Raw genomic sequence first — 24895 nt, 5'->3', positions numbered from 1 at the left:
CCCGGTCAACGCCAGTCACCGCGAGGAGGAAAGCCTTGCTGCTGGCCTTCGCGCTGGTGTTGCTGCTGGCGCTGGTCGCGCTCACGTTCGCGGTCTTGCTGTTGGCGGTCGCGGGCCTGTTGCTGGCGATTACGTTCGGCCTGCATGCGCTCACGCTCGCGTTGCTGCGACTGCTGTTGTTGTTCGCGCTCCTGCTGGCGGCGCATCTGGTCCTGATCACGACGGTTCTGGGATTGCTGACGATCCCATTCACGGCGTTGCTGATCCTGCATGCGCTGCTGGTCGCGCTGTTGCTGAGCGCGGTCGCGCTCCATCTGGCGTTGCCATTGCTCGCGATCGCGCATGTTCTGGGCGCGATCACGTTCCAGCTCGCGCTGGCGCTCCCACTGACGGCGCTCACGCTCGCGCCAGGCCCAGTCATTGCGGTCCTGACCCTGGTAGACCGGGTGGGCCGGATAAGCAGGCTGGGTGCTGTAGATGGTGGTGGAGCCATAGCTGCCGCCATAACCACCGCCATAGCCGGAGTCAAACTCACCGGGAACCGCGCAGGCAGTGCACAGCACAGCCAAAGCTCCCATGCTGGCCCAGCGTTTGGAGGTGGACATCGATGCCTGCAGGAATGGTTTCATGGCTTGTCTGGTGAGGTGTGGGTGGGCGCAATGCCCTGTGCTCTTAACGTCCGGCGACTGTTCCGGGTTGACCTCATGAAGCTGTCTGCTCATTAAATGAGAGCTGCTTGCGATTGGCTGCTGAGTGATCAAGGCAGCTTTTAATGAATTTTCAGGTTGACGCCATAGTGACCCTTTTGCCTGGAGCGCTGCCAAAGCGTCGCTAGAATGACTTCGTCTTGCGGTGCATCCAAGTTCACCGCAAAGCAGCGTTCTCAGGGCGGGGTGCAATTCCCCACCGGCGGTATCTGCGGCAATGCCTTGCATTGACTGCAGCAGCCCGCGAGCGCCTGCAGTCTCGCCAGAGCCTGCAGGGTCAGCAGATCTGGTGAGATGCCAGAGCCGACGGTCATAGTCCGGATGAAAGAGATCGCGCAGCATCGGTCCGTGATGCAGCTATCGCTGCCGCATGGGCAGGTGTTCCCGCGCACGCCCTGATTCATTGGAATTTTCTGGAAATACCACCATGAATCAGACCCCTATCTCCATGAACTTTGCCACTCACGCGACTTCCGAAGGTACGCCCTGGAAGACCGTGGCCGGCCGCAGCCGCATTGCCATCATCAGCGCCAGCTGGCACACCGAAGTGGTCTATCAGGCCCGCGATGCGGCCCAGGCCGAACTCCAGGCGCAGGGCGTGCAGGCCGCCAGCATCACGCATTTCAGCGTACCCGGTGCCTTTGAAATCCCGCTGCTGGCCAAGAAGCTGGCACAAAGCGGTCGTTTCGATGCAGTGATCGCCACGGCACTGATCGTCAACGGCGGCATCTATCGCCATGAATTCGTGACCACGGCCGTGATCGATGGTCTGATGCGAGTACAGATGGATACCGAAGTGCCCGTGTTCTCCGCCGTGCTGACGCCGCGCGATTTTCACGAGCATGGTGATCATGTGGAGTTCTTCCGCCAGCACTTCGTGAAGAAGGGCGTGGAAGTGGCCCATGCCTGCCTGAGCACGCTGGACCAGCATGCCAAGGCGGATGCTCTGCTGCAGGCCAAGGCTGCCTGAGCAGCAGGCCTTGATGAAAAAACGCCCCAGTCTGGGGCGTTTTTCTTTGGCGCTGCTGCCATTTCGCGAGCAAGGGCTTGCGGCGGTTTTTTCCAGCACAGCCCGGGGCGCTTGCCGATCCCTGAAAACACTGATTGTTGTGCCGGTGTAGCACTCGCTGCACCTATGTGATTGCCTCATTGCCAATTGCCTGTCGCGGGGCATAAGGTTGCGTCTTGTCTCAACCGAGTGGAGTGCGCAATGAAGAATTTTGGCAAGTTGTGTATCGCGACAGTCGTAGCAGGTATGGCGGGGGGCGTGATGGCCCAGGAGCAGATCATCAAGATCGGCCATATCGGCCCGACCTCCGGCCCTCAGGCTCACTTCGGCAAGGACGATGAAAACGGCGTGCGCATGGCCATCGAGGACCTGAACGCCAAAGGCATGGAAATCGGCGGCAAGAAGGTCAAGTTCGTGCTGGTGGCCGAAGACGATGTGGCCGACCCCAAGCAGGGAACGGCCGCTTCGCAGAAGCTCTGCGATGACAAGGTGGCCGGTGCCGTCGCCTTTGTGAACTCCGGCGTGGCGATTCCTTCGTCCAAGGTCTTCCAGGACTGCGGCATTCCCATGATCACAGGTGCGGCCACCAACCCCGACCTGACCAAGCCCGGCTGGAACACTACCTACCGCGTGATTGCCAACGACAACGCCCTGGGCGCGGCCCTCGCCACCTATGCGGCCAAGAACCTCAAGCTCAAGAACGTGGCCGTGATCGACGACCGCACGGCCTATGGCCAGGGTCTGGCGAATGTGTTCAAGAAGGATGCCGAAAAGCAGGGCATCAAGATCGTGGCCAACGAGTTCACCAACGACAAGGCCACGGACTTCATGGCCATTCTGACCTCCATCAAGGCCAAGAAGCCCGATGCCATCTTCTACGGCGGCATGTACGGCCAGGCCGGTCCCATGCTGCGCCAGATGGCCCAGTTGGGCATGAACGACGTCAAGATGTTTGGCGGTGACGGTATTTGCGTGACCGAGCTGGCCAAGGTGGCTGCCGGCGCCAAGCCTCTGGAGAACGTGGTCTGCGCCGATGGTGGTGCCTCCATTGCCAAGATGCCTGGCGGCACGGAGTGGAAGAAGCGCTATGACGCCAAGTACCCCGGCCAGTTCCAGGTCTATAGCCCCTATTTCTATGACGGCACCATGCTGCTGGCCGATGCCATGAAGCGTGCCAATTCATGGGACCCCAAGGTCTATATCCCCTTCCTGCAGAAGTCCGACTATTCGGGTGTGACCTCCAAGATCCAGTTCGAGAAAAATGGCGAGATGAAGAACCCCAGCTACACGCTGAGCCGCTATGTTGGCGGCAACAAGACGCCTATCGACCTGAAATGATGGCTTGAGTGCGACGGGCCATGTGGTGTGGCCTGTTTTGCAAAGCCTGCGGATGCCTCGCATTTGCAGGCTTTTTTGCTTTCAGCGCCTGGGCGGCGGGCCTGGATGGCTGCTGGTGGGGTCCTTGCATGTGCAAGGATTGCGCTAGTTCTGCATGCCCTCTAGCTGCGCGAAATACTCGCGCAGCACCTCGATGGCCTCGCGCACCTTGGCGGGCAGGCTGTCGCGACTGGCGGTGACGGCCCAGATATCCAGCATGCCCATGTCCCAGTCAGGCAGCAGGCGCACCAGGCTGCCCGCTTTCAGACTTGCCGCCACGTCATGGGCAGAAAGCAGGGCAAGCCCCAGACCCGCTTCGCAGAACTGCTGCACCGCGCTGCGGTGGTTGCTGACCATGAGCGGCCGCACCTGCAGCCGGTATTCCTGCGCCGTGCCCTGCTGACGCCATAGGAAGTCGGCCTGAGCGTCGTCGCTGCGGCTCATCTCCAGCCAGGGCAGCTGTGCCAGCTCGCCAGGGTGTCGAGGCGTGCTACCGTGGGCCGTGATCCAATGCGGCGAGGCGCAGAGCACGGTGGCGCTGCGGCCCAGGTGACGGGCCACCCAGCTGGAATCCTGCAAATTGCCGAAGCGCAGCGCCAGATCCACGCGCGCCTGGATCAGGTCTATGGGAGCGTCATCCATCAGCAGGCGCAGCCGTAGTTCAGGATGCATAGCCAGCCACCGGCCCAGCGCCGGGGCAGCATGCTGGGTGAAACCTGCCGGGGCAGCCAGACGCAGCTCGCCGCTGGGGCGCTGATGCTCGGCGGCCAGCTCGGCGCGGGCCCGGCTGGCCGCTTCGCACATGGCTGCACACTGGATGTAGAAGCGCTGGCCGGCATCGGTCAGCGTCAGCTGGCGCGTGGAGCGGTGCAGTAGCGTCAGGCCGGCCTCCTGCTCCAGCTGACGGATATGCTGGCTGACGGCCGAGGGCGTCATGTCGAGCTGGCGGGCTGCCGCGCTCATGCTGCCGCGCTCCACCACGGCGGCAAAAATGGCCATGCGTCTGAAATCTTCCATGAGGTTATTTTGAAGTGCAGCTTCAAGGTCATGGTGGCTGAAAGGGGTTTTTCTCGCAATTAATGCCGATTAATCTTTAGCCCTGTTGAAGATGCAAGGAGTTTCCCAATGAAAGTCGCATTGATTGGCGCCACGGGTTTTGTCGGTGCCGGATTGCTGGATGAGTTGCTGCGTCGCGGTCATGAGGTCGTGGCCCTGGTACGCAAACCCGAGGCCGCTGCCCCACGCGAGCATGTGCAGTTCGTCAAGGCCGACGTGCTCAACGCCGACGAGGTGCAGCGCGCTGTGACCGGCTGCGATGCGGTGGTCAGCGCCTATAACGCAGGCTGGAGCAATCCCAATATCTATGACGATTTCATGCAGGGCTCGCGTGCCATCGTGCAAGGCGTCAAGGCTGCGGGCATCAAGCGTTATCTCGTCGTGGGCGGAGCTGGCAGCCTGTATGTGAATGGCCAGCAACTGGTGGATTCCCCCGACTTTCCTGCGTTCATCAAGCCCGGCGCCTCGGCGGCGCGCGACATGTTTGCCGAGCTGCAAAAGGATGCTGCTCTGGACTGGACCATGCTGAGCCCGGCCGTGGGCTTTCATGGCGGCTCCGATGCGCAATCCAGGGGCCGTACCGGTCAGTACCGTACGGGCAAGGATGAACCTTTGGTGCAGGCCGACGGTCAGCCCGGCGATATTTCAGTGCAGGACCTGGCCGTAGCGTTGATCGATGCCCTGGACAGGAACGAACACCTCAAGGCCCGCTTCACCGTCGCGTATTGATCAGGCCCTCTCGTTGCTCGGTCCGACCCCATTGATTGATGGGGCAAGGCCGGGCTGTCTGTCTGATGTCATGCTGCAAGCGCACAATTTCGGGTTTTGCGGCCCTGGAAGCCGGCACGCCTTTATTGCATGACAGAAACCTTGACTGCCCCTATCGAATCGACCCGATCTCCCACCCAGGCCTGGCTCAGCGTGATTGCGCTGGCGCTGGGGGCTTTTGTTTTCAATACCAGCGAGTTCGTGCCGGTCGGTCTGCTCAGCAGCATTGGCGCCAGCTTTGACATGCAGGTCGAGCAGGTGGGGTTGATGCTCACCATCTATGCCTGGGTGGTGGCGCTGGCCTCGTTGCCCTTCATGCTGCTCACGCGCAAGGTGGAGCGGCGCAAGCTGCTGATGGGCGTGTTCGCGGTGTTCGTGCTCAGCCATCTGCTCTCGGGTGTGGCCTGGAGCTATGCGTCCCTGGTCATCAGCCGTATCGGCATTGCGCTGTCGCATGCGGTGTTCTGGTCCATCACGGCCTCGCTGGCCGTCCGGGTGGCACCTCCGGGCAGGAAGGCCATGGCATTGAGCCTGCTGGCCACGGGCACTTCCGTGGCCATGGTGCTGGGCATTCCGCTGGGTCGCATCGTGGGCGAATGGCTGGGCTGGCGCATGACGTTTCTGGCCATTGGCGCGGTGGCTGCAGCGGTGATGCTGGTGCTGGGCAAGTTGTTGCCTTTGCTGCCCAGCGAGAACGCCGGCTCCCTGTCCAGTGTGCCCATGCTGTTCAGGCGCCCGGCCCTGGTCGGCATCTATGTGCTGCTGGTGCTGGTGATTACCGGCCAGTTCACGGCCTATAGCTATATCGAGCCCTTTGTGCAGGACATTGCAGGCCACGCCGGCGATGTGACCACGGCTGTGCTGCTGCTGTATGGCGGCATGGGCATTGTGGGCAGCGTGCTGTTCGGCTGGTTCGGTCTGCGCTTTCCGCGTGGCTTTCTGCTGGCGTCCATCGGCGTGCTGGCGCTGAGCCTGTTGCTGCTGGTCATGAGCAGCACACATGTCTGGAGCCTGTATCTGCAAAGCTCGGTCTGGGGCATCGCCATGATCTGCTTTGCGCTGTCCATGCAGTCCAAGGTGCTTAATCTGGCGCCCGATGCCACCGATGTGGCCATGTCCATGTTCTCGGGCATCTTCAATATCGGCATCGGCGGCGGCGCACTGCTGGGCAGCATCGTCAGCCAGCAATGGGGCATGACGCATATCGGCCTGGTGGGGGGCCTGCTGATCGCCATGGGCGCTGCGCTCTGGTTGTTCATGATGCTGAAGCTGGCCGACAGCTTCCGCATCTCGTCGGCCAGACAGGGCGGCTGAGGCCCAGGCGCTCAGTCCTGGGTCCAGAACCCGTGGTGGGGCGCTGCAGCCTCGTCTTCCAGCATGGGGCCCAGCACTTCCACCCGGCGCTGTCCGCGTGCAAACACCTCGCGGCAGGGCAGGGAGAAGGTGGGGTTTTCGGGGTGGTCGCCGGTCAGAGCCAGCAGCGAGTGCTCGGACAGCGCATAGACCACGCGGCCTATTCCCGTCCAGTACACGGCGCCCGAGCACATGCAGCAGGGCTCGGCGCTGGTGTAGAGCGTGCATCTGGCGAGTTCCTCGGGCGTCAGCCTGCGCGCGGCCAGAGCGGCGGCGGCCAGCTCGGCGTGCTGCGTGGGGTCGCCTTCGGGCGGCATGGAGTTGTTGCCGGCCTGGGCCACGATCTCGCCGTGCTCGTTGGCCACCAGGGCCGCAAACGGATGACGTCCGCGCTGCTTGGACTCTTCGGACAGGGCAATGGCGGCGCGCAGCAGCTCCAGGTCGCGCGGGTTGGTCAGAACGGTCTCATTGTTTTGCATCTAGGGGCTCCGGTAGGGATGGATCAAGAAATGTGCATGCAGCTCAGTGCACGGCGGCGGATGGTTCCGCCTCCTGCGCCTGCGCGCCGCGGTTGAGGATGAGGTTGAGCAGCACGGCCGAGATGGCGCCCAGGAAGATGCCGCTTTCCAGCACCAGCTTCAGCGGCCCATCGGCCTGGGCGAACAGCGCGGGAAAGGACATGGGCAGCACGCCCACGCTGACCGAGACGGCCACGACCAGCGCATTGCGCGTGCCTTCGAAGCGTACGCGCGACAGCTCCTGGATGCCGGCCACAGTGGTCATGCCGAACATCACGATGGCGCAGCCGCCCAGCACTGGGGGCGGCACCGAGGCGATCAGCGCGCCGAGCTTGGGAAACAGTCCCATCAGAATCATGATGGCGCCCGCGCTGGCCACCACATAGCGGCTCTTGACGCCGGACAGTGCGATCAGGCCCGTGTTCTGCGTGAAGGCGTTGTACGGAAAGCTGTTGAACACGCCACCGATCATGGTGGCCAGGCCGTCGGCGCGGAAGGCATTGCCCAGGGTCTGCTGGCTGGTGGGGCGGCCCACGATCTGGCCTATGGCCAGGCAGTTGCCTGTGGTCTCGGCCATGATGACCAGCATGGCCAGCGCCATGATCAGCGCGGGCACCAGTCCGAACTGCGGCATGCCGAAGGCGAACGGCGGGCTGAGCTCGAACCAGGCCGCCTTGCCCACCTGGGCGAAGTCGGTGAGCCCGCAGGCTGCAGCGATGGCCGTGCCCGCGACCAGGCCCAGTAGCACGGCCAGGTTGCCGACAAAGCCGCGAAAGCGCGCATAGATGAACAGCGTAGTGACAATGGTGGCCAGGCCCAGCAGCAGATTGGCTGCTCTGCCGAAGTCGGCCGCATCGGGATTTCCGCCGCCCAGCCAGATGGCGGCGGCGGGCATCAGCGAGATGCCGATGATGGTGATCAGACTGCCGATGACCACGGGCGGGAAGAAGCGCAGCAGCCGGCTGGTCATCGGGGCCAGCAGCACGGTGATGGCGCCGCCCGCGATAACGGCGCCGAACACGTGGGCCAGGCCGTATTCCTTGCCGATCATTATCATGGGCGCCAGCGCGATGAAGGAGCAGGCTTGCACCAGCGGCAGGCGCGCGCCGAACTTCCAGAAACCCAGGGTCTGGATCAGTGTGGCCACGCCTGAGGTCAGCAGGTTGGCATTGATGAGGATCACCACCTGCTCGGGCGTCAGCCCCAGGGCGCCTCCCAGAATCAGGGGGACGGCGACGGCACCCGCGTAGAGCACCAGTACATGCTGCAGGCCATAGCTGGCCATTTGCTGCAGCGGCAGGATCTGATCGACCGGATGGACGGCGGAAGATGGCTTCATGGATGGTGTCTCCTGGCTGGGCCCATTCCTCTATGCGGGAATGGTGTATCGATAATCAATCGGTAAATCGATTGAAACAAGTTTGTATCCATCGTAAAATCCGATGGAAAATGCGATGCATGCGCTACACCCTGGATCAGCTCGAAATCTTCTCCACCGTGGTCTCTGCGGGCTCGTTCAGCGCAGCGGCGCGCCAACTGAGGCGGCCGCAATCGACGGTCAGCTCCGCCATTGCCAACCTGGAGGCGGACCTGGGCATGGAGCTGTTCGACCGCAGCACCAAGATTCCCACGCTGACCGATGCCGGCCGGGGCCTGTTGCGCGAGGTGTCGGAGGTGCTGGACCGCTGCCTGGACCTGGAGCATCACGCCCACAGCCTGAACCAGGGCGTGGAGCCTTCACTCACGCTGGCCATAGAAATACCCTACGACGCGATCACGCAGCCGCTGAGCGCATTTGCCCAGGCCTTTGCCTTTGTCGATGTGGAGATCCGCCATCCGCTGGACGGCGATGTGAGCGCGCTGGTGCGCCAGGGGCAGGCGCAGCTCGGCCTGGCTTTCTCGCAGCCCAATTACCCGCGCGAGCTGGGCTTTGTACAGATGGGCAAGCTGGTGATGTCGCATGTGGCGGCCAGCAGCCATCCGCTGGCGTGCCAGGGCAGCGTGAGCTTTGCCGAGCTGCACCGCCACCGGCGCTTGGCCTTCAGCGTCCACAGCGAAGGACTGCCCAGCACCGAATATCTGCGCAGCCCGCGCTGCTGGCGCGCCGAGAGCTATCTGGCCCTGCTGGAGATGACACGCGCCGGTCTGGGCTGGGCCACGCTGCCGCGCCGCCTGGTGCTGGCCGAGATCGAGCGCGGGGAACTGGTGGAGTTGCGCCTCGAGGCCTATCCGCATACCGACTGGCTGGTGGGGGTGGATTTGCTCTGGAACAAATCGGCGCCGCTGGGCCAGGCGGCGCGCTGGCTGCGCGACGAGCTCGCGCGCAGCCGCATCACGGAGCGCGACAGCGCCGGCCATCCGACCACCTTCTAGGCGGGCCGCTGCAGGGCCTGGTCGCGCTGCAGAAACGGTGGCAGCCTTGGCGCTGCCCGATTTTCGGCAGAGCAGACAGCCCATGAAGATTAGGCCTGCGGAGCCTTGGTGCACGAGCGCTTTCCGCCGCAAACATTCGGGCGCAGCGCGGCCTGCAATGGCAGCTATGGTGGCGCTGTTTGCGGGGCCTGTGGGCATGGCCGGCTCGGGGGCGGCCTGGGGGCGCCGGGCTGCTGTGGTGCAAGGTGGTCAAGCGCGTTTGGGATCCGTGTTTGAAGTTCTGGTTTTGTATACAAAACTGGCCTGACTCTTGCATGGGTGGTTTGTCTCAAACTTTTTAGAGAGGAAACCACCCATGAAAGCGTTTACCGCAACCTTTACCACTATTGCCTTGGCAGCAGCCAGTCTGTCGGCTCAGGCCCAAAGCTCGGTGCAGCTCACTGGTACCGTCGATACCTACGTGGGCTCCATGAAGATGGCAGGGCAGGAGCGCGTGGCCTCGGTCGGCTCCGGCGGACTGACCACTTCCTGGTGGGGTGTGAAGGGCGTGGAAGATCTGGGCGGCGGTCTCAAGGCCGACTTCAATATCACGAGCTTTTTCCGTGCCGATACAGGTACCCCTGGCCGTTTCGATGCCGACCCCTTTTTCTCGCGTGATGCCAATGTGGGTCTGGCCGGCAGCTTTGGTCGTGTGAGCCTGGGTCGTGGCCTGGCACCGAACTTCCTGCCCACGGTGCTGACCAACCCGTTTGGCGACTCCTTCACGGTCTCGCCACTGGTGCTGCATGCCAATATGACGACTGCGGCCTGGGGTACTGACAGCCTGACCACGGCCTCCAACACGGGTTGGAGCAATCAGGTTCTGTACACCACGCCCAGCTTTGGTGGTCTCAAGGCCAATGTGCATTACCAGTTCGGCGAGCAGACCAGCAGCGGCAACAAGGGCAAGAAGAATGTGGGCCTGAACCTGATGTACTTCGGCGGCCCGCTGAGCCTGACCGCGTTCTACGAGCGTGCGCAGATCAACAACCCGGTCTCTCTGGCGGTGATGCCGACCAAGAGCAACTGGATGGTGGGCGGCAGCTATGACTTCAGCGTGGCCAAGCTCTATGCCACTTACGGCCAGGCCAAGATCAACGCCCAGGATCGCGAGAACACCACCTACTCGCTGGGTCTGGATGTACCCGTCAGCGGCACGGCAGGCACGATCAAGGCTGCGGCTGCACGCACCAAGTCGGAAGTGGGCAACGTCAGCGGCACACGCACCACCGTCAGCCTGGGCTACGACCATTTCCTGTCCAAGCGCACCGATGTCTACGCCGTGGCCATGTATGACCGCGTGAGCATGGACATTCCCAACAAATCCGGCACCAGCGCGGTGGTGGGTATCCGCCATCGTTTCTAAGCTGCACCAGTTTCATGCACCAGCACCTTGCTTGTGCATGAGCAGTACAAAGAAAAAAGTCCTCGCAGGCATTCACACCTGCGAGGACTTTTTTGGCATGAAGACGCTTAGTCTTCCATCTTCAGGTTCTGCTTTTGCACCACGTTCTTGTAGACGGCCAGCTCTTCGGCCATCTGCTTGGCAAAGGCTTCAGGGGTGTCGGCCATGATGATGGAGCCGCTTTCCTCGATGCGCTTTTTCACCGCTGGATCTTGCACCGCCTTGCGCACGGCGGCGTTGATCTTGTCCACCACTTCCTTAGGCAGGTTCTTGGGGCCAACGATGCCGTAGTACGCCATGCGGTTGACCTGGGGCAGCCCCATTTCCTTGAAGGTGGGCACATCAGGCAGTGCAGCCAGACGCTGGGGAGCGGCGACGACGAGGGCCGTCAGGCGCTTTTCCTTGACGAAGGGCAGGGTGGAGGGCAGGTTGTCGAAAATCAGCGGCACCTGGCCGGCAACCGCGTCGTTCAGCGCAGGGCCCGATCCACGGTAAGGCACGTGGGCTACGTCGGTCTTGGTTTCCAGCTTGAACATTTCCATCATCAGATGGGTGATGGAGCCTTGACCGGGCGATGCGTAAGAGTACTTGCCGGGGTTGCTCTTGACCTCAGTCAGGAAGCTCTTGTAATCCTTGCCCGCAAATTTGGGGTTGGCGGCAATGATGTTGGGCGTGGCAGCGATGTTCACGATGGGCGTGAAATCGGTGGCGACGTTGTAGGTGATCTTGGGGTTGATGGCTGGGTTGGTGGCCGTGGTGGACACGGTGGCAATGCCCAGGTTGTAGCCATCGGGCTTGGCGCGTGCCGTCTCGGCTGCGCCAATGGTGCCGCCGCCGCCGCCCTTGTTTTCCACCACAACGGACTGGCCCAGCTCACGGCTCAGAGGCTCGGCAATGACGCGGGCGATCAGGTCGGTCGTGCCGCCGGCGGCAAAGGGAACCAGCAGGCGGATGGGCTTGTTGGGATAGGCGCCTTGTGCCTGTGCAGCGCCGCAAAAAGCCATGGCAGCCAGAACGGTGGCTGTGAACTTGAACATCAATGTCTCCTTGGAAAGTGTGATTGGCAGTGCATCTCTGGTGAAATTGCCTGCGGTTTTCGGGGCTTGGGCCCTCTTTTGTTGTCAGGAGGTTGCTTTGGCCATGAAGGCCTCAAACCACTCCTTGCTCATGCAACGCAGCAATGGCGTTGTCATCAAGTCCGAATTCGCGAAGCACCTCATTGGTGTGCTGACCCAGGGCGGGCGGTGCGCGGCGGTAGGTAACCGGTGTGGCCGAAAGGCGCATGGGATTGGAGACAGTGGCAATGTGGCCAATGCCGTCGCCTGCATTGCGCGGCAAGCTTTGCTGAATACCGCGCGCCTTGACCTGTGGGTCTTCAAATGCCTGTGCAATGGTGTTGATGGGGCCACAGGGCACGGCCTTGTCTTCCAGCAGCGCAATCCAGTCTGTCGTGCTGCGTGTCAGCATCACGGGCTTCATCAACGCCAGCAGCGCGCTGCGGTTTTGCACGCGGGCGGTGTTGGTGGCAAAGCGCTCGTCCTGTGCCCATTCGGCATATTCGATGGCGGCGCAGAAGCGGGCGAACTGCCCGTCGTTGCCAATGGCCAAGAGCACATTGCCGTCCAGCGTTGGAAAGTCCTGATACGGCGCGAGGCTGGGGTGGGTGTTGCCGGCGCGGCCCGGTGCCTGGGCGGTTGTCAGAAAACCTGCGGCCTGATTGGCCAGCACGGCCATGCCCACATCCAGCAGCGCCATGTCGATGTACTGGCCCTGGCCTGTGGTGTGACGCGCATTGAGGGCCGCGAGAATTGCGTTGCTGGCATACAGGCCGGTGAACACGTCGATCACCGCCACGCCCACCTTCAGCGGGCCGCCGCCGGGCTCGCCATCGGCATGCCCGGTGATGCTCATCAGGCCGCACATGGCCTGCACCATCAGGTCGTAACCGGCGCGCTCTGCATAAGGACCGTCCTGGCCAAAGCCGGTGATGGAGCAGTACACCAGGCGCGGGTTCAGTGCCTTCAGGCTGGCATAGTCCAGTCCGTACTGCTTGAGACCGCCGGTCTTGAAGTTCTCCACCACCACATCGGCCTCCTGCGCCATGCGCAGCAGCAGGGCGCGGCCCTCGGGGTGTGCCATGTCCACGGTAATGGAGCGCTTGTTGCGGTTGCAGGCCGTGAAGTAGCTGGCCTCGCGCGTGTCGTTGCCCGCATCGTCCCTGAGGAACGGAGGGCCCCAGTGGCGCGTATCGTCGCCAGCAACCGGGCGCTCAACCTTGACCACATCGGCGCCCAGATCGGCCAGCATCTGCGTGGCCCAGGGGCCTGCCAGCACGCGAGACAGATCCAGCACCTTGATGCCTGCCAGTGCGCCGGTGGGAGTGGTGGAGCTTGCGTTCATTGAGGAAGAATCCAGAAACCGAGTGAAGGACTATGAAAACAGAAGCTGCTTGCGCTTTATTGGTATGGATTTTGATAGAAAAACTATCCAAAACCCATACAGATAAAGCGGTAGAAGCTAACAAATAGATAGCGAAAAAGAGGCTCGAATCTCTGCCATCGACCCAAGGTAAGGGCAGCAAGCAAGAGCCGCCTTGCGGCGAAGCTGCCGTCCCCCCTCCCATAGCGCGAAGCGCGTAGAGAGAGGGGGAAGCGGCGGGGCCGCCTAGGCGTAGCCGCTCAGGGGGAGTTAATTAGCAAACGCCGCGATGCCAGTCTGCGCACGACCCAGAATCAGCGCGTGCACGTCATGGGTGCCTTCGTAGGTGTTGACCACTTCCAGGTTCACCAGATGGCGGGCCACGCCGAACTCGTCGGAGATGCCGTTGCCGCCCAGCATGTCGCGCGCCATGCGTGCGATGTCCAGCGACTTGCCGCAGTTGTTGCGCTTGACCAGCGAGGTGATCTCGATCACGTTCTGGTGCTCGTCCTTCATGCGGCCCACGCGCAGCGCGGCTTGCAGGCCCAGGGTGATTTCGGTCTGCATATCGGCCAGCTTCTTCTGGATCAGTTGGTTGGCGGCCAGAGGGCGGCCGAACTGCTTGCGGTCCAGCGTGTACTGGCGGGCGGTGTGCCAGCAGTCTTCTGCTGCACCCAGCGCGCCCCAGGCAATGCCGAAGCGGGCGCTGTTCAGGCAGGTGAATGGGCCCTTGAGGCCGCGCACCTCGGGGAAGGCGTTCTCTTCGGGGCAGAACACATCGTCCATCACGATTTCACCGGTGATGGAGGCGCGCAGGCCCACCTTGCCGTGGATGGCCGGGGCGGACAGGCCCTTCATGCCCTTTTCCAGCACAAAGCCGCGGATCTGGCCCACAGTGCCGTCCTCGGAGACTTCCTTGGCCCAGACCACGAACACGTCGGCCACAGGGCTGTTGGTGATCCACATCTTGTTGCCCTTGAGGCGATAGCCGCCGTCGACCTTGTAGGCGCGCGTGGCCATGGAGCCGGGGTCGGAGCCGTGGTCGGGCTCGGTCAGGCCGAAGCAGCCGATGAACTCGCCCGAAGCCAGCTTGGGCAGGTATTTCATCTTCTGCGCTTCGGTGCCGAACTCATTGATGGGCACCATCACCAGGGACGATTGCACGGAGGCCATGGAACGATAGCCCGAATCCACACGCTCGATCTCGCGCGCCACCAGACCGTAGCTCACGTAGTTCAGGCCCGCGCCGCCGTATTGCGTGGGGATGGTGGGGCCCAGCAGGCCCAGCTCGCCCATCTCGCGGAAGATGCTGATGTCCACGGACTCGTTGCGGAACATGGCTTGCACGCGAGGCTTGAGCTTGTCCTGGCAGTACTCGCGCGCTGCGTCGCGGATCATGCGCTCGTCTTCGGTCAGTTGCTGGTCGAGCTGGAAGCAGTCGTCCCACTGGTAGCCATTGGCCATGTTCATCTCCTGAATGCAAGGTGTCGGGTTGCAGGCGCATTTCCGCCTGAGTGCTTGCACACATATTAGGTTTGCAGAACAGGGGCTGGCAAACGATGAATAATCATCTATGGATGAGGAAAATGCATGTATAAATTAACTATCAAGGGTTTTCCCTTTTGTTTGTTTCCTATGTATGCGAGCAAGGAATAAGAGAGATGCGCAGAGTTCTGCCCTCCACTCAGGCTCTGGCCTGCTTTGAATCGGCCGCCCGCCATATCAGCTACACCAAGGCTGCACAGGAGTTGTCGCTGACGCAAAGTGCCGTCTCGCGCCAGATCATTGCGCTGGAGGAGTTTGTGGGCGTGGCCCTGTTCAAGCGCACGCGCCACGGCGTGCTGCTCACCGATGCGGGCCTGCATTACGCCAAGCAGGTCGGACGCTGGCTGCAGGGGCTGGAGCGTGACACGCTGGATCTGATGAGCCATCAGGGCGAGGGAGGCCCCATCAATCTGGCGGCCGTCCCCACCTTTGCCACACGCTGGTTGCTGCCGCGCCTGCCGCAACTGGCCCAGCAGCACCCCGACATCACCGTGCACATCGATGTGCAGACCCGGCCGTTTCTGTTTGCCGACACCGTGTTTGACGCGGCCCTTTATGCGGGAACGCCCGAGCAGGTGGCCCGCTGGCCCGGCGTGCAGGCGCAGTGGCTGATGGACGAAGAGGTGGTTCCCGTGTGCAGTCCGCAACTGCTGGCCACGGCCCAGCAGCGCGACCTGGGCCGCGCCTGGCTGCCGGTGGGCCCCGAGGTGATTGCGCGCCTGCCGCTTCTGCAGCAAAGCACGCGCCCCCAGGGCTGGCGCCAGTGGTTCGACGCGATGCATGTCGATGCGCCGCGTGCCCTGGACGGAATGCGGCTGGAGCTGTTTTCCATGCTGGCCGTGGCCGCCAGCCAGGGGCTGGGCGTAGCCCTGGTGCCGCCCATGCTGATCGAGCAGGAGTTGGCGCGCGGCGACCTCATCATTGCCTGCCCCCAGCCGCTGCGCGGCAACCGTGCCTACTATCTGGTCACGCCTGCGCTGGCGGCCGATGCACAACCGTCGCCGGCGCTGCGGGTGTTCAGCCAGTGGCTGCAGGGCCGCGCACAGGAAATTCGTGGTGGAAAAACAGAGTGAGTGAACTGGCTGCGTTATGCCTTTTTCAGGGCGAAGCTTGAATTGCTGATGAGTAGTAGTACATCGGCAGCGATGCGCTGCATCCAGTGGCTGTTGCTCTTGAGGGTCGGCTCGGTAAAGGCTCTGCCGAAGGTGGGGCGCACAATCTGTGCGTAATTGAGGCTGCCCAGAATAATGGTCAGCAAAGCAACGGCAGCGATGTCTTGACGCAGCAATCCGGCGGCCTGACCTTCCTCAATCAAGGCCACACTCTGAAGCAAAAAAATCTCTAGCGGCCGGGAATGAGCCTGTTCAATGCGCTCGGAGTTATCCAACAGCTCGCGAGTAATGAGTTTGAAGCCCGCAGGGCGGGCCTGCATCCATTCGATCTGCAGCAAGATGAAGGCCTGCAGGCGCTGCTGCAGCAGATCCTCGGACTGCACGCCTTTGTCCATGCGCTGCATCAACTCGTGTGCCTGAGCCTCAAGCACGGTGCGATACAGCACCTCCTTGCTGGGAAAGTGGTGTAGCAGGCCGGGGTTGCCAATCTGGCAGTCCCGCGCAATGGCCGATAGTGATGCCCCCTGAAATCCGTGGTCGGCGAAATGCTGTTCGGCACGATCCAGAATCAGTTCTTTACGAGAGAGCGGTTTGCAGGGCATCCAGTGATTATAGAAATGGGAGGGCACAGGCCGGTGGGCGGCGCGTGTGCCGTGGCTCGCTGAGTTGATGGCCCGCTCTTGTCCCGCCCAGTTCGGTGCGCGCAGTTGGCGCTTGAGCAGCTTGCCTGATTCCGTGCGCAGTAGGCTTGTCAGATATTCCACGCGTTTCGGGCGTTTGACGTGCCCCATTTGCCTGACGAAGTGCTGCGAGCGCCGATACGGTCTAGAAACTTCGTGTCGATGATCAGCACGCGGGCGTCCGAATCTTCAAGCACAACAGGTGGTCGTGGCTCAACCTGATGCAGCAGTAAACGCAGAGGCAAATGTAGAGGTCAGGGGTCAGCTAGTGGCGGTTTTTACACGCTTGTGGGTCTGAGGGCTAGGCTGGGCTGGAGCGATTCCAGCTGCTGTTGGAGCTGCGTGTGAAAGCGGGGCGCGCTGTACTCGAAGGAGGCAAATGTGAGACTGTCATTGGCGCCCGAGGCCAGGCCGGCCTGTATGGACTCTGCGAGAGCGTAGTCTTCGGCCAGAGTCCGGCGGTACAGGTCCACGTTGGCGTTCCAGTACGCAGCGGCCTTGTCCGTAGCGGGCTCGGACGGAAGCAGCGTGATCTCATGAATCCGTGTGCGAGAGGCGCTGAGCGGCTCCAGGTAGCTGAGCTGCCCGTGGTCGGGCTGGACCAGGATCATCGTGTTGGGAAAGAAGTAATAAGTCAGGTTGCCATACTTGCGCGGGTCAAAGCCGTTTGCCTCGGGTTGCTCTTTTGGAAAGCGGGACTTGATGAGGTACAAGCGTCGGTGCAAGTCAAATTCGTCCACCAGTTGCAGGTTGTTCATGAACATGTGGGCAATGGTCTGGCGGTGCGCAACCTTGAAGTGATAGGCTTCAAAGATGCCATCTGTCAGCAGCTTCCAGTTGGCGTTGACTTCGAGCGAGCGCTGCGCATAGGACACGGGGGTGTGGAGCCCGTCCAGCGCCTCCAGGTTCTCCATGAGTGGGCCCAGGTGTGTGTCGATATCTCTGATGGGTGATGTGGGGTCCAGCACCACCCAGATGATGCCGCCTCGCTCTACGGCGGCCAGCCTTTTGAGACCGGACTTCTCTTTCTTCAGGCGGGGGAAGCCGAAGGAGTCGGGAACACCTCGCAAGTCGCCATCGGGCTGGTAAGTCCATGCGTGGTAGGGACAGATGAAGGCTCGTGCTTCGGTGCCGCTGCCCTCAGCCACAACGCGTGCGCCGCGGTGGCGACAGACATTCAAGAAAGCGTGGACGGCTCCATCGGATTGCCTGACCAACAAAAGCGGAACATCAAATGGAGTCAGCGACAGCCAGGCGCCGGGCGTGGGAATGGATGAGCTACCGGCCACGGGCTGGGGAAACTGGCGCAACAGGCGCAGCTCCTGCGTGGTCTGCTCATCGCTGATGTATTGGGAGACTGCGACCTGCCCGCCCTGTGTATCGGCGTCGGCCAGTCCGGTTTGCATGGCATGTGTGGCGCGGCGGTGAAGCTCGTTTGCGAAATTGGTATTCATTCCCCTGGCTCCTTCCAATACCTGTGATGTTTTGGTGATTCCTCGATGCAAGTCTATGAACTGACTGATCAGTCAGTCAATGGGGCTAATGAGGCCTTTGGAGCCTGTGGCCTCCTCAGGCTTGTCTATTGGTTTGGCGCTTGTATGAATCAGCGGATAAGTTCGGGCGAATGGCGCGCATCAGCGGCAATACAGCTTTGACCCCAAAGCTGCAGCGGTATGAATAGCAAATGGCTTATTTCAGGTAAAAACAGCTTCTGGACCAGCCAGTAAAGCGCTGGCTGCTATGAATTTTTGCAGTGGAGAGTCGAATCATGTCATTCAGCCAAAGTCTGTGGAATGCCAACCAGGCGCTGTTTCAAAGTACCTTGGAGCTGCCCTTCAACCAGGAACTGGCGGCCGGCACGCTGAGCCGGGAGCGCTTTTGCCACTACATGATTCAGGATGCGCACTACCTCGTCGCCTATGGCCGCGCGCTGGCCGTGACGGCGGCCAAATCCGATAACGCCGAAGGCGTGGTGCAGTTTGCCAATGCCGCCAATGAGGCCGTGGTGGTGGAGCGCGCCCTGCATGGCGGCTTTATGCGTGATTTCGGCGTGACGCCCGAGCAGTTTGCAGCAGCGCCGCTGACGCCTGCCTGCCATCACTACACCAGCTATCTGCTGGCCACGGCCTGGAGCGCCACTTACCCGGTGGCTGTGGCCGCGCTGCTTCCCTGCTTCTGGATTTATGCAGAGGTGGGGCGCGACATTCATGCGCGCTCGGCCAAGGACAATCCGTATCAGGCCTGGGTGGACACCTATGCCAGCGAGGAGTTTCATGCGGCGGTGCGCGGCGTCTGCGCCACTGTCGATCGCCTGGCCGAGGAAGCCACCGAGACCACGCGTACTGCCATGCATGCCGCCTACAAGGATGCGGCCCGGCTGGAATGGCAGTTCTGGGACAGTGCCTATCGCCTGGCCGATTGGCAAGGGCCGCTGCGCTGAGTCGCTGAGTTCTGGTGCATAAACGGGGTGCTGATTAAAAAATAATCAGCACCCCGTTTTCCCTAGTGTGACAAGGAGTTAAGTCGCTTATTCAAGTGCTTGCTCCGGTTTGTCCACAAGCTTGTAGTGATTTAGTGGGGAAAACTGGACTGCAGCCCAATTTGGGTAGGCGCGAGCTGCTATGAAATGCGGAGTTTGTCGGCTTTAAGAGCCTCGTGGTGTGATTTGCTTAAAAAATAAGCGCATATTAAAAAGTTTTTACAGAACAATGACTTGATGCTCTTATCCCGTTGAGTGGTTGGTATTGTCCACAAGCTTGTAGCGGGCGAATGGGGATATCCCGATACGATGCGCGCTAAAAGCATTGAGGGAGAGGGAGTTGAAGAAATCGACGTACCGGGCCATTGTTCTTGCCTCCATGGCTATGCCTGTGGCGGGCCTGTGCCTGGATTCCTATTTCCCGCTGATCCCGGCGAGTCTGAAGTCGATCTATGACAGCATGGTGCAATTCGGTGCTATCAAGCGCTACCTGCCAGGAGTATGGCTGGCCATGGCGGTGGTGACTGTGACCATGCTGGTGTCTTTTTACGGGCAACTGCGCTTCAGGAGCTGGGCGCCGAGTCTGGCTGTCAGCTCAACGCTAGCCGGCTTGCTGCTGTCCTGTTTTGCGGGCCCTGTCTTGCAATCGGGTCTGGGCAGCGCTGCCGCCAGTGTCGGCACCTTGCTGAGCGGGATGGCGCTGATCCTGCCCTATGTCTGCGCTGACGTGCGTGCTCTTTTCTGGCCGCAAGCCGCCGCAGCGACTGTCGATGCGGCTGACCATCAGGCCGCTGCGACCGGGCCTGTTTGAGTCATGGGTTTAGAGCAGCCAACACGACCCGGCAAACCTGGGGTTGTGGTTGAGATGAGGCGCGAAGCCGCAAATAGTACAGAGCTACGACAAGGTGAAGCAACGACGCATCGGGCTTGTGCTGGCGGCTCTTAATGCTTGCCTGCCTCGACCAAGTGATCGATCAGCGCCCGCACCTTGAGTGGTAAATGGCGTGACGGCATATACAGCGCATAAGCGGTGCGTGGAGCGTAATTGCCCGTCAGTTGCCAGTCTGGCAGGACCTGTACCAGCGCACCACTGTGCAGCACGGTCTGGGCGGCAAAGTCTGCCACCAGGCCTATGCCCTGGTGCTGCAGCGCCAGATTGATGATTCCGGTGCTGCTGTCCATGGACAAAGGAGAGTGAACGGCGACCTCGGTCACGACCGGCACCGGGCGGCGATCTTGGCCTTGCACCCATTGCAGCCGATTCTGGAAGTCGCCATAGCCCAGCGTGATGCATGCCACGCCATGCTCGCGGCCCAGCTCCTGCGGGTGCTTGGGCGGCTTGATCAGGCCCTTGAGGTAGGCCGGCGAGGCCACGGCGATGTAGCGCACCTGGCGCAGCTCGCGCGCCACCATATGCGGCGGCAGCTGTTCGGGCCGGGTCAGGCGAATGGCCAGATCCAGGCCTTGCTGAGCCAGGTCCTGCATCTGGTCGCTGAGGCTGACGGCGACCTCGAGCTCGGGCCATTGGCGGCGCAGGGCGGGCAGCTGTGCGCTGAGCCAGATTTCACCAAAGATGGTCGGCGCCGTCAGTCGCACCGTGCCGCGCGGCACGCCGCTGTAATGGCCGGCGATGGCGTGGATATCGCTGGCGGTCTGTGCCAGCTGGCTGCAGGCAGCATAGACCTCGGCTCCCAGCTCGGTCAGGGACAGCGAGCGGGTCGTGCGATGCAGCAGCTGCACGCCCCAATGGGCTTCGAGCCGGCCCACGCTGCGGCTGACGGCCGAGGTGGTCAGATCCAGTTGCCGCGCGGCGGCGGCAAAGCTGCGCTGCTCCACCACCTTGGCGAAAACCAGCATTTCAGGAAGCAGGCCGGGCTCTGTGCTCATGGTTCAGTTTGATTGTTGCTCCATGGGTAATAGTAAGTGGAATAAAGCTATATTGATGCGTGAATGTGATTGATGGACGATGCCATCATGACTTCTCAAACCTCTTCTTCTTTGCAAGCCCTGGCTGCCAAGTCGGTTGTGCCCTCCACCTCGCCGTCCAATGCAGCAGCTGGCGGCAACTGGCGCATGGTGCTGGCCATGGCGCTTTCCGGAACCATCGGCCTGCTGGTGTTGGAGAGCGGCCTGCCCGTGCTGTGGGTGGTGTGGTTGCGTTGTCTGCTCGGCGGTCTCGGGCTGGCTGCCTGGGTGCTTTGGTCGGGCCAGTGGTCCAGGCCGAGCTGGCGCGAGAGCGGCTGGCTGCTGCTGGGGGCGGTGGCGCTCATCGTCAATTGGCTGTGCCTGTTTCGTGCCTATGAATACAGCGGCATTGCCGTTGCCACGGTGGTCTATCACGTGCAGCCCTTCTTGCTGTTGCTGCTGGCAGCTCTGCTGCAGGGCGAGCCTCTGCCGCTCAATCGGCTGCCCTGGCTGGTATTGGCGCTGGTTGGCGTGGGCTTGAGCAGCGGCCTGGTCGGGTTGACTGACCAGCAGACGTCGCAAGGGCAATCCTTGGGCATTGTGCTGGCACTGTTGGCAGCCGGTCTTTATGCCATGGCCACTTTGGCCACCCAGCGGCTCAGGCGGCTTGCGCCGGCGCAGATCGCGATGCTGCAGATGCTGGTGGGTGCGCTGAGCTTGCTGCCCTGGGTGTGGGAGCTGCGCACCCAGGCACTTTTCAGTCCCAAGGTCTGGGTTGCGGTGCTGGTGCTGGGCCTGGTGCATACGGCCTGGATGTACACGCTGATGTACACGGCATTTCAAAGGCTTCAGGCGCAGGCCATCGCCGGCCTGTCCTTTATTTACCCCGTCATGGCTTTGCTGGTGGATTTGCTCTGGTTTGGTGCCAGGCCGCAGCCGGTGCAATGGCTGGGGATGGCTCTGATTCTGGGGGCGCTGGCTGCCTACCGGCGCAGTGAGCGAAAAACCAAAGCAAATTAGCTGGAGGCGCTTATGTTTCAAGCGCTGCCAGCTAGCGTTTCAGATCCAGGGGGCAATGGCCAGCACCAACGGCATCAGCACCGCCGTGGCCACGCCGTTCAGGCCCATGGCCAGAGCGGAGAACGCGCCGGCCGTGGGGTTGAGCTGAATGGCGCGTGCCGTGCCAATGGCATGGGCCGTGAGCCCGATGGCAAAGCCTTCGACCGCAGGGTCCTTGAGACGCAGTACGCGGCACAGCAGCGGCGCCATCATGGTGCCGCTGATGCCGGTGATGGCTACTGCCACGGCGGCCAGCGAGGGTGTTCCGCCAAAACGCTCGGCCATGGGCAGGGCGATGGGAATGGTGGCCGACTTGGGGGCCACGGCGATCAGCGTGGCTTGAGAGCCGCCGAAAGCCCAGGCAATGCCCAGGGCTGAAAGCAGTGCGACCAGACAGCCCACCAGCAGTGCCACGCTGATGGGCAGCCACAACTGGCTGATACGTTCGCGCTGTGCGTACAGCGGGATGGCCAGTGCCACGGTGGCCGGCCCTATCATCAGGCCCAGCAGGGAGACGCCGCTGCGGTAGGTCGCATAAGGCGTGCCCGTGATCATCAGAATGGCGACGATGACGACCACGCCTGTGAACACCGGTATCAGCAGCGGGCGGTTGCCGCTTTTTCGGTAGATGGCCATGGCTGCCATATAGACCAGCATGGTCAGCACCAGCCAGGGCAGGGGCGAGCCTTCGGCCAGGCTCAGCCAGGCGGTGTGCAGACGCTCAAGCAGTGAGGTGCTCATACGTTCTGTTCCTGTTTGGCGGCGGACGCCTTATTCGGCTGTCGAGTGCGCTGGCGCTGCAGGCAGAAGCGGAAGGTGAGGGCGGTTGCGGTGAATGTGATGGCAGCTCCGGCAATGCAGGCCAGCACAAACGGCAGCCATTCGCGGCGCAGGTGGTCGAATTCCAGCATCACGCCAGCAATGACGGGAATGAAAAGCAGCATCATGTTCTGCAACAGCACCTGAGCCGTGTCTTCCAGTGTCTTGGGTAGACGTTTGTAAAACAGCAGACCCAGCAGCAAAAGCAGGGTGCCGATCAGCGCGCCGGGTAGGGGCAGGCCCGTAAAGCGGGCCAGGAACTCACCCAGTAGCTGGAAGGCGAAAAGTACAGCAAGCGCATACAGCATAAAGGCGGTCAGCTCCTGAATAATGAGTTGGCAGTCTGTGGCTAGGCTGTCAACTCTGTGAGGGTGGGGTATAGCTCGGGTGAATAAAGGTAAAGCAGGCAGGTAACTATTGCGTGTCGTTGATGACAGGTTTATCTTGGCTCTCAGGCGCTTCGGAGCCGAAGCGGCCAGTTATCGCACGAGCTTAGGAGAAGTCACCATGCAAACCGCAGTCTATCGCGCACCTGTGTATGAACCTACGGTCGATGAATTGGAAACGCTCAAGAAGCTGGAGCTGGGCGAGGATGTCTCCCTGTGGTCTGCTGCCAAGGAGTATCTCTCCAGGCGCCTGCTGGAGCGGGGGCTGGTGGAGCAGGACGCAGAAAAGCACTGGCATATCACCGAGTCGGGGCGTATGGTGATCCGTCGTCAGCTCTGAAAATCATCAAGGGTTAACCCTTTGATTGCAATTGCCTGATTTGGAGGCATCCTACCTTTCAACCCGCAAGTACAAGGGCTTGCGTGCTGTTATCACCAGGATTTCACTGGATATCCACAATCATGTCCACATGAACTGTGGAAAAAAGCGCTGTCATGGACAGCGCTTTTTTTGTGGCTTGACTCAAGCCTGGGTTGCTCGGATTGACAGCTAATGATCTCGTTGACAGTACAAGCACAGTGATGCTCAAAAGGCATTTTTCAGAGAGAAATAACCCTGGTGGCCTGCTATGTGCTAAAGGATTGAAGCGAATGGATGCTTGCCAGATGGGGCGATGCTGTCGGTGCCAGGCATGGCATTGCAAGATATAGGTCTGCACCAGATTGTGCAAAGTTATGCACAGCGACTGTGCAACGTCGAAAAGATGAGCGAGCAAGAGAGATCCTGCCTTATCCCTGCAAGGGAAAGGCATGCGGCTGTGGCGTAATTGATGTGCCGGCTTTTCGCGTGGAGAACGGAAGGCTGGATGGAGCGAAGCTGCCTTCTCGGCTTGGGTATGTAGTGCCGGATCGGACCGGAACGCCCTGATTTGGGAATTTCACTTCCCAGCTCTCGCCCTAGAGGGATGCGGATTGTATTCGATATTCAGGCGCAAAAAAATGTCGCGGCTTTCCTTTGGGGGAAAACGCGTTGCGCCCACGATGTCGACATGGGGGGACGCTGAGTCACTTTGTCAGCACAGACTCTTCTTGGTGTCGCTATCAGTGCTGAGTGACTGCATATTTGCAGAGCAAAAATCAACAAGGGCGGGTTGAAGCCCGCCCTTGTTAGGTGAGTTGCGGCCAACACCAATGAAGTGCTGCCCTCCTGTTATGCCTTTGATTAGCCTATTCGCTGGTAGGCACGAAAAACAAGTACTCACCTGGCCCCATCTGCGGGGTAATCACATAGCCTTCGCACTGCCCGCCCTTGCATTTCACAGGGATAGCGCGGGGCCATATCGTTGCAGCAGTCGGATAGCCAGGCAGGTACTGCGGCACATGCCAGACGCCATAGTCAGCAACCGGCTCTGCTTGCTGCGAGCCTGCTGCACCTTGCTCGCCGCTTCCGAAGATCTGGCGCTGAATGCTCAACGGTTCATTGATGGCCCTGGAGTCGGGTGCAGCCAAAGACGAAGCGCAGCATAGTGCAATCGCTAAAAGAGCTAGAGTCTTGCCCATAGCGGCCTCCTAGATTAGGAATCACGCCCACTAATTGTCGTACAGCTGTGCTGTACGTGGATCTTCCATCACAGATGTTACAAGCGAGGAGCGAATGACTTCAGGTGCCAAACTCGACTGAGCCTCTGAGGGGGACGCAGCAGGAGTTGGGCTACCTTGTGCCGAAGCATCCGGCCCGTAGTTGTTGCGGCGCTCATCAGCGGTCATGGATTGCGGGCATTTAGAACCCGTAATCTCCAGTGCCACGCGAGCGGCAGGATCCATGCAGTCCATAGCCAGCGAGGCTGCCTTCATGCCCTTGTTCCAGAGCTCGCGGCTCATTTTCAG

Annotated in this window: 26 protein-coding genes and 1 riboswitch; of the genes, 12 read left to right on the top strand and 14 right to left on the bottom strand. The window is 61.3% G+C overall.

All coding sequences use genetic code 11. The features are described from left to right. Nucleotides 1–5: 5 nt before the first annotated feature. A complete protein-coding gene (locus tag DFO48_RS22595) occupies nucleotides 6–605 on the bottom strand; it encodes a hypothetical protein (protein ID WP_233506494.1) in 600 nt (199 codons plus the stop codon). A gap of 270 nt (nucleotides 606–875) precedes the next feature. Continuing rightward, a riboswitch (FMN riboswitch) is annotated at nucleotides 876–1044 on the top strand. Between the two features lie 90 nt (nucleotides 1045–1134). Here DFO48_RS22595 and DFO48_RS22590 point away from each other — a divergent pair. From DFO48_RS22590 to DFO48_RS22585, 3 genes are all read left to right on the top strand, one after another. Continuing rightward, the gene (locus DFO48_RS22590) at nucleotides 1135–1677 is read left to right on the top strand and encodes a 6,7-dimethyl-8-ribityllumazine synthase (protein ID WP_114864833.1); all 543 of its coding nucleotides are present in this window, start codon (nucleotides 1135–1137) and stop codon (nucleotides 1675–1677) included. A gap of 13 nt (nucleotides 1678–1690) precedes the next feature. Beyond that, on the top strand, nucleotides 1691–1828 hold the full coding sequence (locus tag DFO48_RS25335; protein WP_155278091.1) for a hypothetical protein: 138 nt from the start codon (nucleotides 1691–1693) through the stop codon (nucleotides 1826–1828). Nucleotides 1829–1917: 89 nt separating this feature from the next. After that, a complete protein-coding gene (locus tag DFO48_RS22585) occupies nucleotides 1918–3054 on the top strand; it encodes a branched-chain amino acid ABC transporter substrate-binding protein (protein ID WP_003078665.1) in 1137 nt (378 codons plus the stop codon). A gap of 144 nt (nucleotides 3055–3198) precedes the next feature. On the opposite strand, the gene DFO48_RS22580 is transcribed toward DFO48_RS22585, so the two are convergent. Beyond that, the gene (locus tag DFO48_RS22580; protein WP_114864832.1) at nucleotides 3199–4110 is read right to left on the bottom strand and encodes a LysR family transcriptional regulator; all 912 of its coding nucleotides are present in this window, start codon (nucleotides 4108–4110) and stop codon (nucleotides 3199–3201) included. Nucleotides 4111–4218: 108 nt separating this feature from the next. Here DFO48_RS22580 and DFO48_RS22575 point away from each other — a divergent pair, with 108 nt between their 5' ends. Then, a complete protein-coding gene (locus DFO48_RS22575) occupies nucleotides 4219–4878 on the top strand; it encodes an NAD(P)-dependent oxidoreductase (protein WP_003078670.1) in 660 nt (219 codons plus the stop codon). A 129-nt stretch (nucleotides 4879–5007) separates the two neighbouring features. Beyond that, nucleotides 5008–6231 carry a sugar transporter gene (locus tag DFO48_RS22570; protein ID WP_114864831.1) on the top strand — a complete coding sequence of 408 codons (1224 nt, stop codon included), beginning with the start codon at nucleotides 5008–5010 and terminating at the stop codon, nucleotides 6229–6231. Nucleotides 6232–6242: 11 nt separating this feature from the next. Here the strand turns inward: DFO48_RS22570 and DFO48_RS22565 are convergent, their stop codons facing one another. Together DFO48_RS22565 and DFO48_RS22560 are read right to left on the bottom strand one after the other, a co-directional pair. Further along, entirely contained in the window at nucleotides 6243–6749 is a 507-nt protein-coding gene (locus DFO48_RS22565; RefSeq protein WP_114864830.1) for a nucleoside deaminase, read from the bottom strand. A gap of 43 nt (nucleotides 6750–6792) precedes the next feature. Further along, the gene (locus tag DFO48_RS22560; protein WP_114864829.1) at nucleotides 6793–8127 is read right to left on the bottom strand and encodes a nucleobase:cation symporter-2 family protein; all 1335 of its coding nucleotides are present in this window, start codon (nucleotides 8125–8127) and stop codon (nucleotides 6793–6795) included. A gap of 119 nt (nucleotides 8128–8246) precedes the next feature. On the opposite strand from DFO48_RS22560, the gene DFO48_RS22555 reads away from it, so the two are divergent. After that, on the top strand, nucleotides 8247–9161 hold the full coding sequence (locus tag DFO48_RS22555; RefSeq protein ID WP_114864828.1) for a LysR family transcriptional regulator: 915 nt from the start codon (nucleotides 8247–8249) through the stop codon (nucleotides 9159–9161). A 355-nt stretch (nucleotides 9162–9516) separates the two neighbouring features. Then, on the top strand, nucleotides 9517–10566 hold the full coding sequence (locus DFO48_RS22550; protein ID WP_114864827.1) for a porin: 1050 nt from the start codon (nucleotides 9517–9519) through the stop codon (nucleotides 10564–10566). Between the two features lie 107 nt (nucleotides 10567–10673). Here the strand turns inward: DFO48_RS22550 and DFO48_RS22545 are convergent, their stop codons facing one another. From DFO48_RS22545 to DFO48_RS22535, 3 genes are all read right to left on the bottom strand, one after another. Next, on the bottom strand, nucleotides 10674–11642 hold the full coding sequence (locus DFO48_RS22545) for a tripartite tricarboxylate transporter substrate binding protein BugE (RefSeq protein ID WP_003078675.1): 969 nt from the start codon (nucleotides 11640–11642) through the stop codon (nucleotides 10674–10676). 112 nt (nucleotides 11643–11754) lie between these two features. Continuing rightward, nucleotides 11755–13005 carry a CaiB/BaiF CoA-transferase family protein gene (locus DFO48_RS22540; RefSeq protein ID WP_114864826.1) on the bottom strand — a complete coding sequence of 417 codons (1251 nt, stop codon included), beginning with the start codon at nucleotides 13003–13005 and terminating at the stop codon, nucleotides 11755–11757. 288 nt (nucleotides 13006–13293) lie between these two features. Further along, a complete protein-coding gene (locus DFO48_RS22535; protein WP_003078680.1) occupies nucleotides 13294–14487 on the bottom strand; it encodes an acyl-CoA dehydrogenase in 1194 nt (397 codons plus the stop codon). Between the two features lie 197 nt (nucleotides 14488–14684). Between DFO48_RS22535 and DFO48_RS22530 the strand changes: the two genes are divergently transcribed. Beyond that, entirely contained in the window at nucleotides 14685–15641 is a 957-nt protein-coding gene (locus DFO48_RS22530) for a LysR family transcriptional regulator (protein WP_003078682.1), read from the top strand. A 14-nt stretch (nucleotides 15642–15655) separates the two neighbouring features. Here the strand turns inward: DFO48_RS22530 and DFO48_RS22525 are convergent, their stop codons facing one another. Then, nucleotides 15656–16282 carry a TetR/AcrR family transcriptional regulator gene (locus DFO48_RS22525; RefSeq protein WP_158545686.1) on the bottom strand — a complete coding sequence of 209 codons (627 nt, stop codon included), beginning with the start codon at nucleotides 16280–16282 and terminating at the stop codon, nucleotides 15656–15658. 356 nt (nucleotides 16283–16638) lie between these two features. Then, on the bottom strand, nucleotides 16639–17814 hold the full coding sequence (locus DFO48_RS22520; protein ID WP_114864824.1) for an aromatic ring-hydroxylating dioxygenase subunit alpha: 1176 nt from the start codon (nucleotides 17812–17814) through the stop codon (nucleotides 16639–16641). Nucleotides 17815–18128: 314 nt separating this feature from the next. On the opposite strand from DFO48_RS22520, the gene tenA reads away from it, so the two are divergent. Both tenA and DFO48_RS22510 read left to right on the top strand, forming a co-directional pair. Next, nucleotides 18129–18800 carry a thiaminase II gene (tenA, locus tag DFO48_RS22515; RefSeq protein WP_003078687.1) on the top strand — a complete coding sequence of 224 codons (672 nt, stop codon included), beginning with the start codon at nucleotides 18129–18131 and terminating at the stop codon, nucleotides 18798–18800. Between the two features lie 379 nt (nucleotides 18801–19179). After that, the gene (locus DFO48_RS22510) at nucleotides 19180–19650 is read left to right on the top strand and encodes a hypothetical protein (RefSeq protein WP_114864823.1); all 471 of its coding nucleotides are present in this window, start codon (nucleotides 19180–19182) and stop codon (nucleotides 19648–19650) included. Nucleotides 19651–19781: 131 nt separating this feature from the next. Here DFO48_RS22510 and DFO48_RS22505 read toward each other — a convergent pair whose 3' ends face one another. Next, on the bottom strand, nucleotides 19782–20726 hold the full coding sequence (locus DFO48_RS22505) for a LysR family transcriptional regulator (protein WP_114864822.1): 945 nt from the start codon (nucleotides 20724–20726) through the stop codon (nucleotides 19782–19784). Between the two features lie 87 nt (nucleotides 20727–20813). Between DFO48_RS22505 and DFO48_RS22500 the strand changes: the two genes are divergently transcribed. Next, a complete protein-coding gene (locus tag DFO48_RS22500) occupies nucleotides 20814–21764 on the top strand; it encodes a DMT family transporter (protein WP_042438488.1) in 951 nt (316 codons plus the stop codon). A 39-nt stretch (nucleotides 21765–21803) separates the two neighbouring features. Here DFO48_RS22500 and DFO48_RS22495 read toward each other — a convergent pair whose 3' ends face one another. Together DFO48_RS22495 and DFO48_RS22490 are read right to left on the bottom strand one after the other, a co-directional pair. After that, nucleotides 21804–22544 (bottom strand): LrgB family protein, encoded by a 741-nt coding sequence (locus tag DFO48_RS22495; protein WP_003078696.1) that lies wholly within the window; start codon nucleotides 22542–22544, stop codon nucleotides 21804–21806. Next, nucleotides 22541–22930 carry a CidA/LrgA family protein gene (locus DFO48_RS22490; RefSeq protein WP_003078698.1) on the bottom strand — a complete coding sequence of 130 codons (390 nt, stop codon included), beginning with the start codon at nucleotides 22928–22930 and terminating at the stop codon, nucleotides 22541–22543. The genes DFO48_RS22495 and DFO48_RS22490 overlap by 4 nt, the downstream gene beginning before the upstream one ends. A 199-nt stretch (nucleotides 22931–23129) precedes the next feature. On the opposite strand from DFO48_RS22490, the gene DFO48_RS22485 reads away from it, so the two are divergent. Further along, on the top strand, nucleotides 23130–23348 hold the full coding sequence (locus DFO48_RS22485) for a hypothetical protein (RefSeq protein ID WP_003078700.1): 219 nt from the start codon (nucleotides 23130–23132) through the stop codon (nucleotides 23346–23348). An 887-nt stretch (nucleotides 23349–24235) separates the two neighbouring features. Here DFO48_RS22485 and DFO48_RS22480 read toward each other — a convergent pair. Together DFO48_RS22480 and DFO48_RS25740 are read right to left on the bottom strand one after the other, a co-directional pair. Continuing rightward, entirely contained in the window at nucleotides 24236–24568 is a 333-nt protein-coding gene (locus tag DFO48_RS22480; RefSeq protein WP_114864821.1) for a hypothetical protein, read from the bottom strand. 30 nt (nucleotides 24569–24598) lie between these two features. Next, a partial coding sequence (locus DFO48_RS25740; protein ID WP_114864820.1) for a hypothetical protein occupies nucleotides 24599–24895 on the bottom strand: 297 nt, incomplete at its 5' end.

It is taken from the genome of Comamonas sp. AG1104, from assembly GCF_003350425.1.
In the GTDB taxonomy this organism is placed as follows: Bacteria; Pseudomonadota; Gammaproteobacteria; order Burkholderiales; family Burkholderiaceae_C; genus Comamonas; species Comamonas testosteroni.
This window is presented reverse-complemented; position numbering and strand designations above follow the sequence as displayed.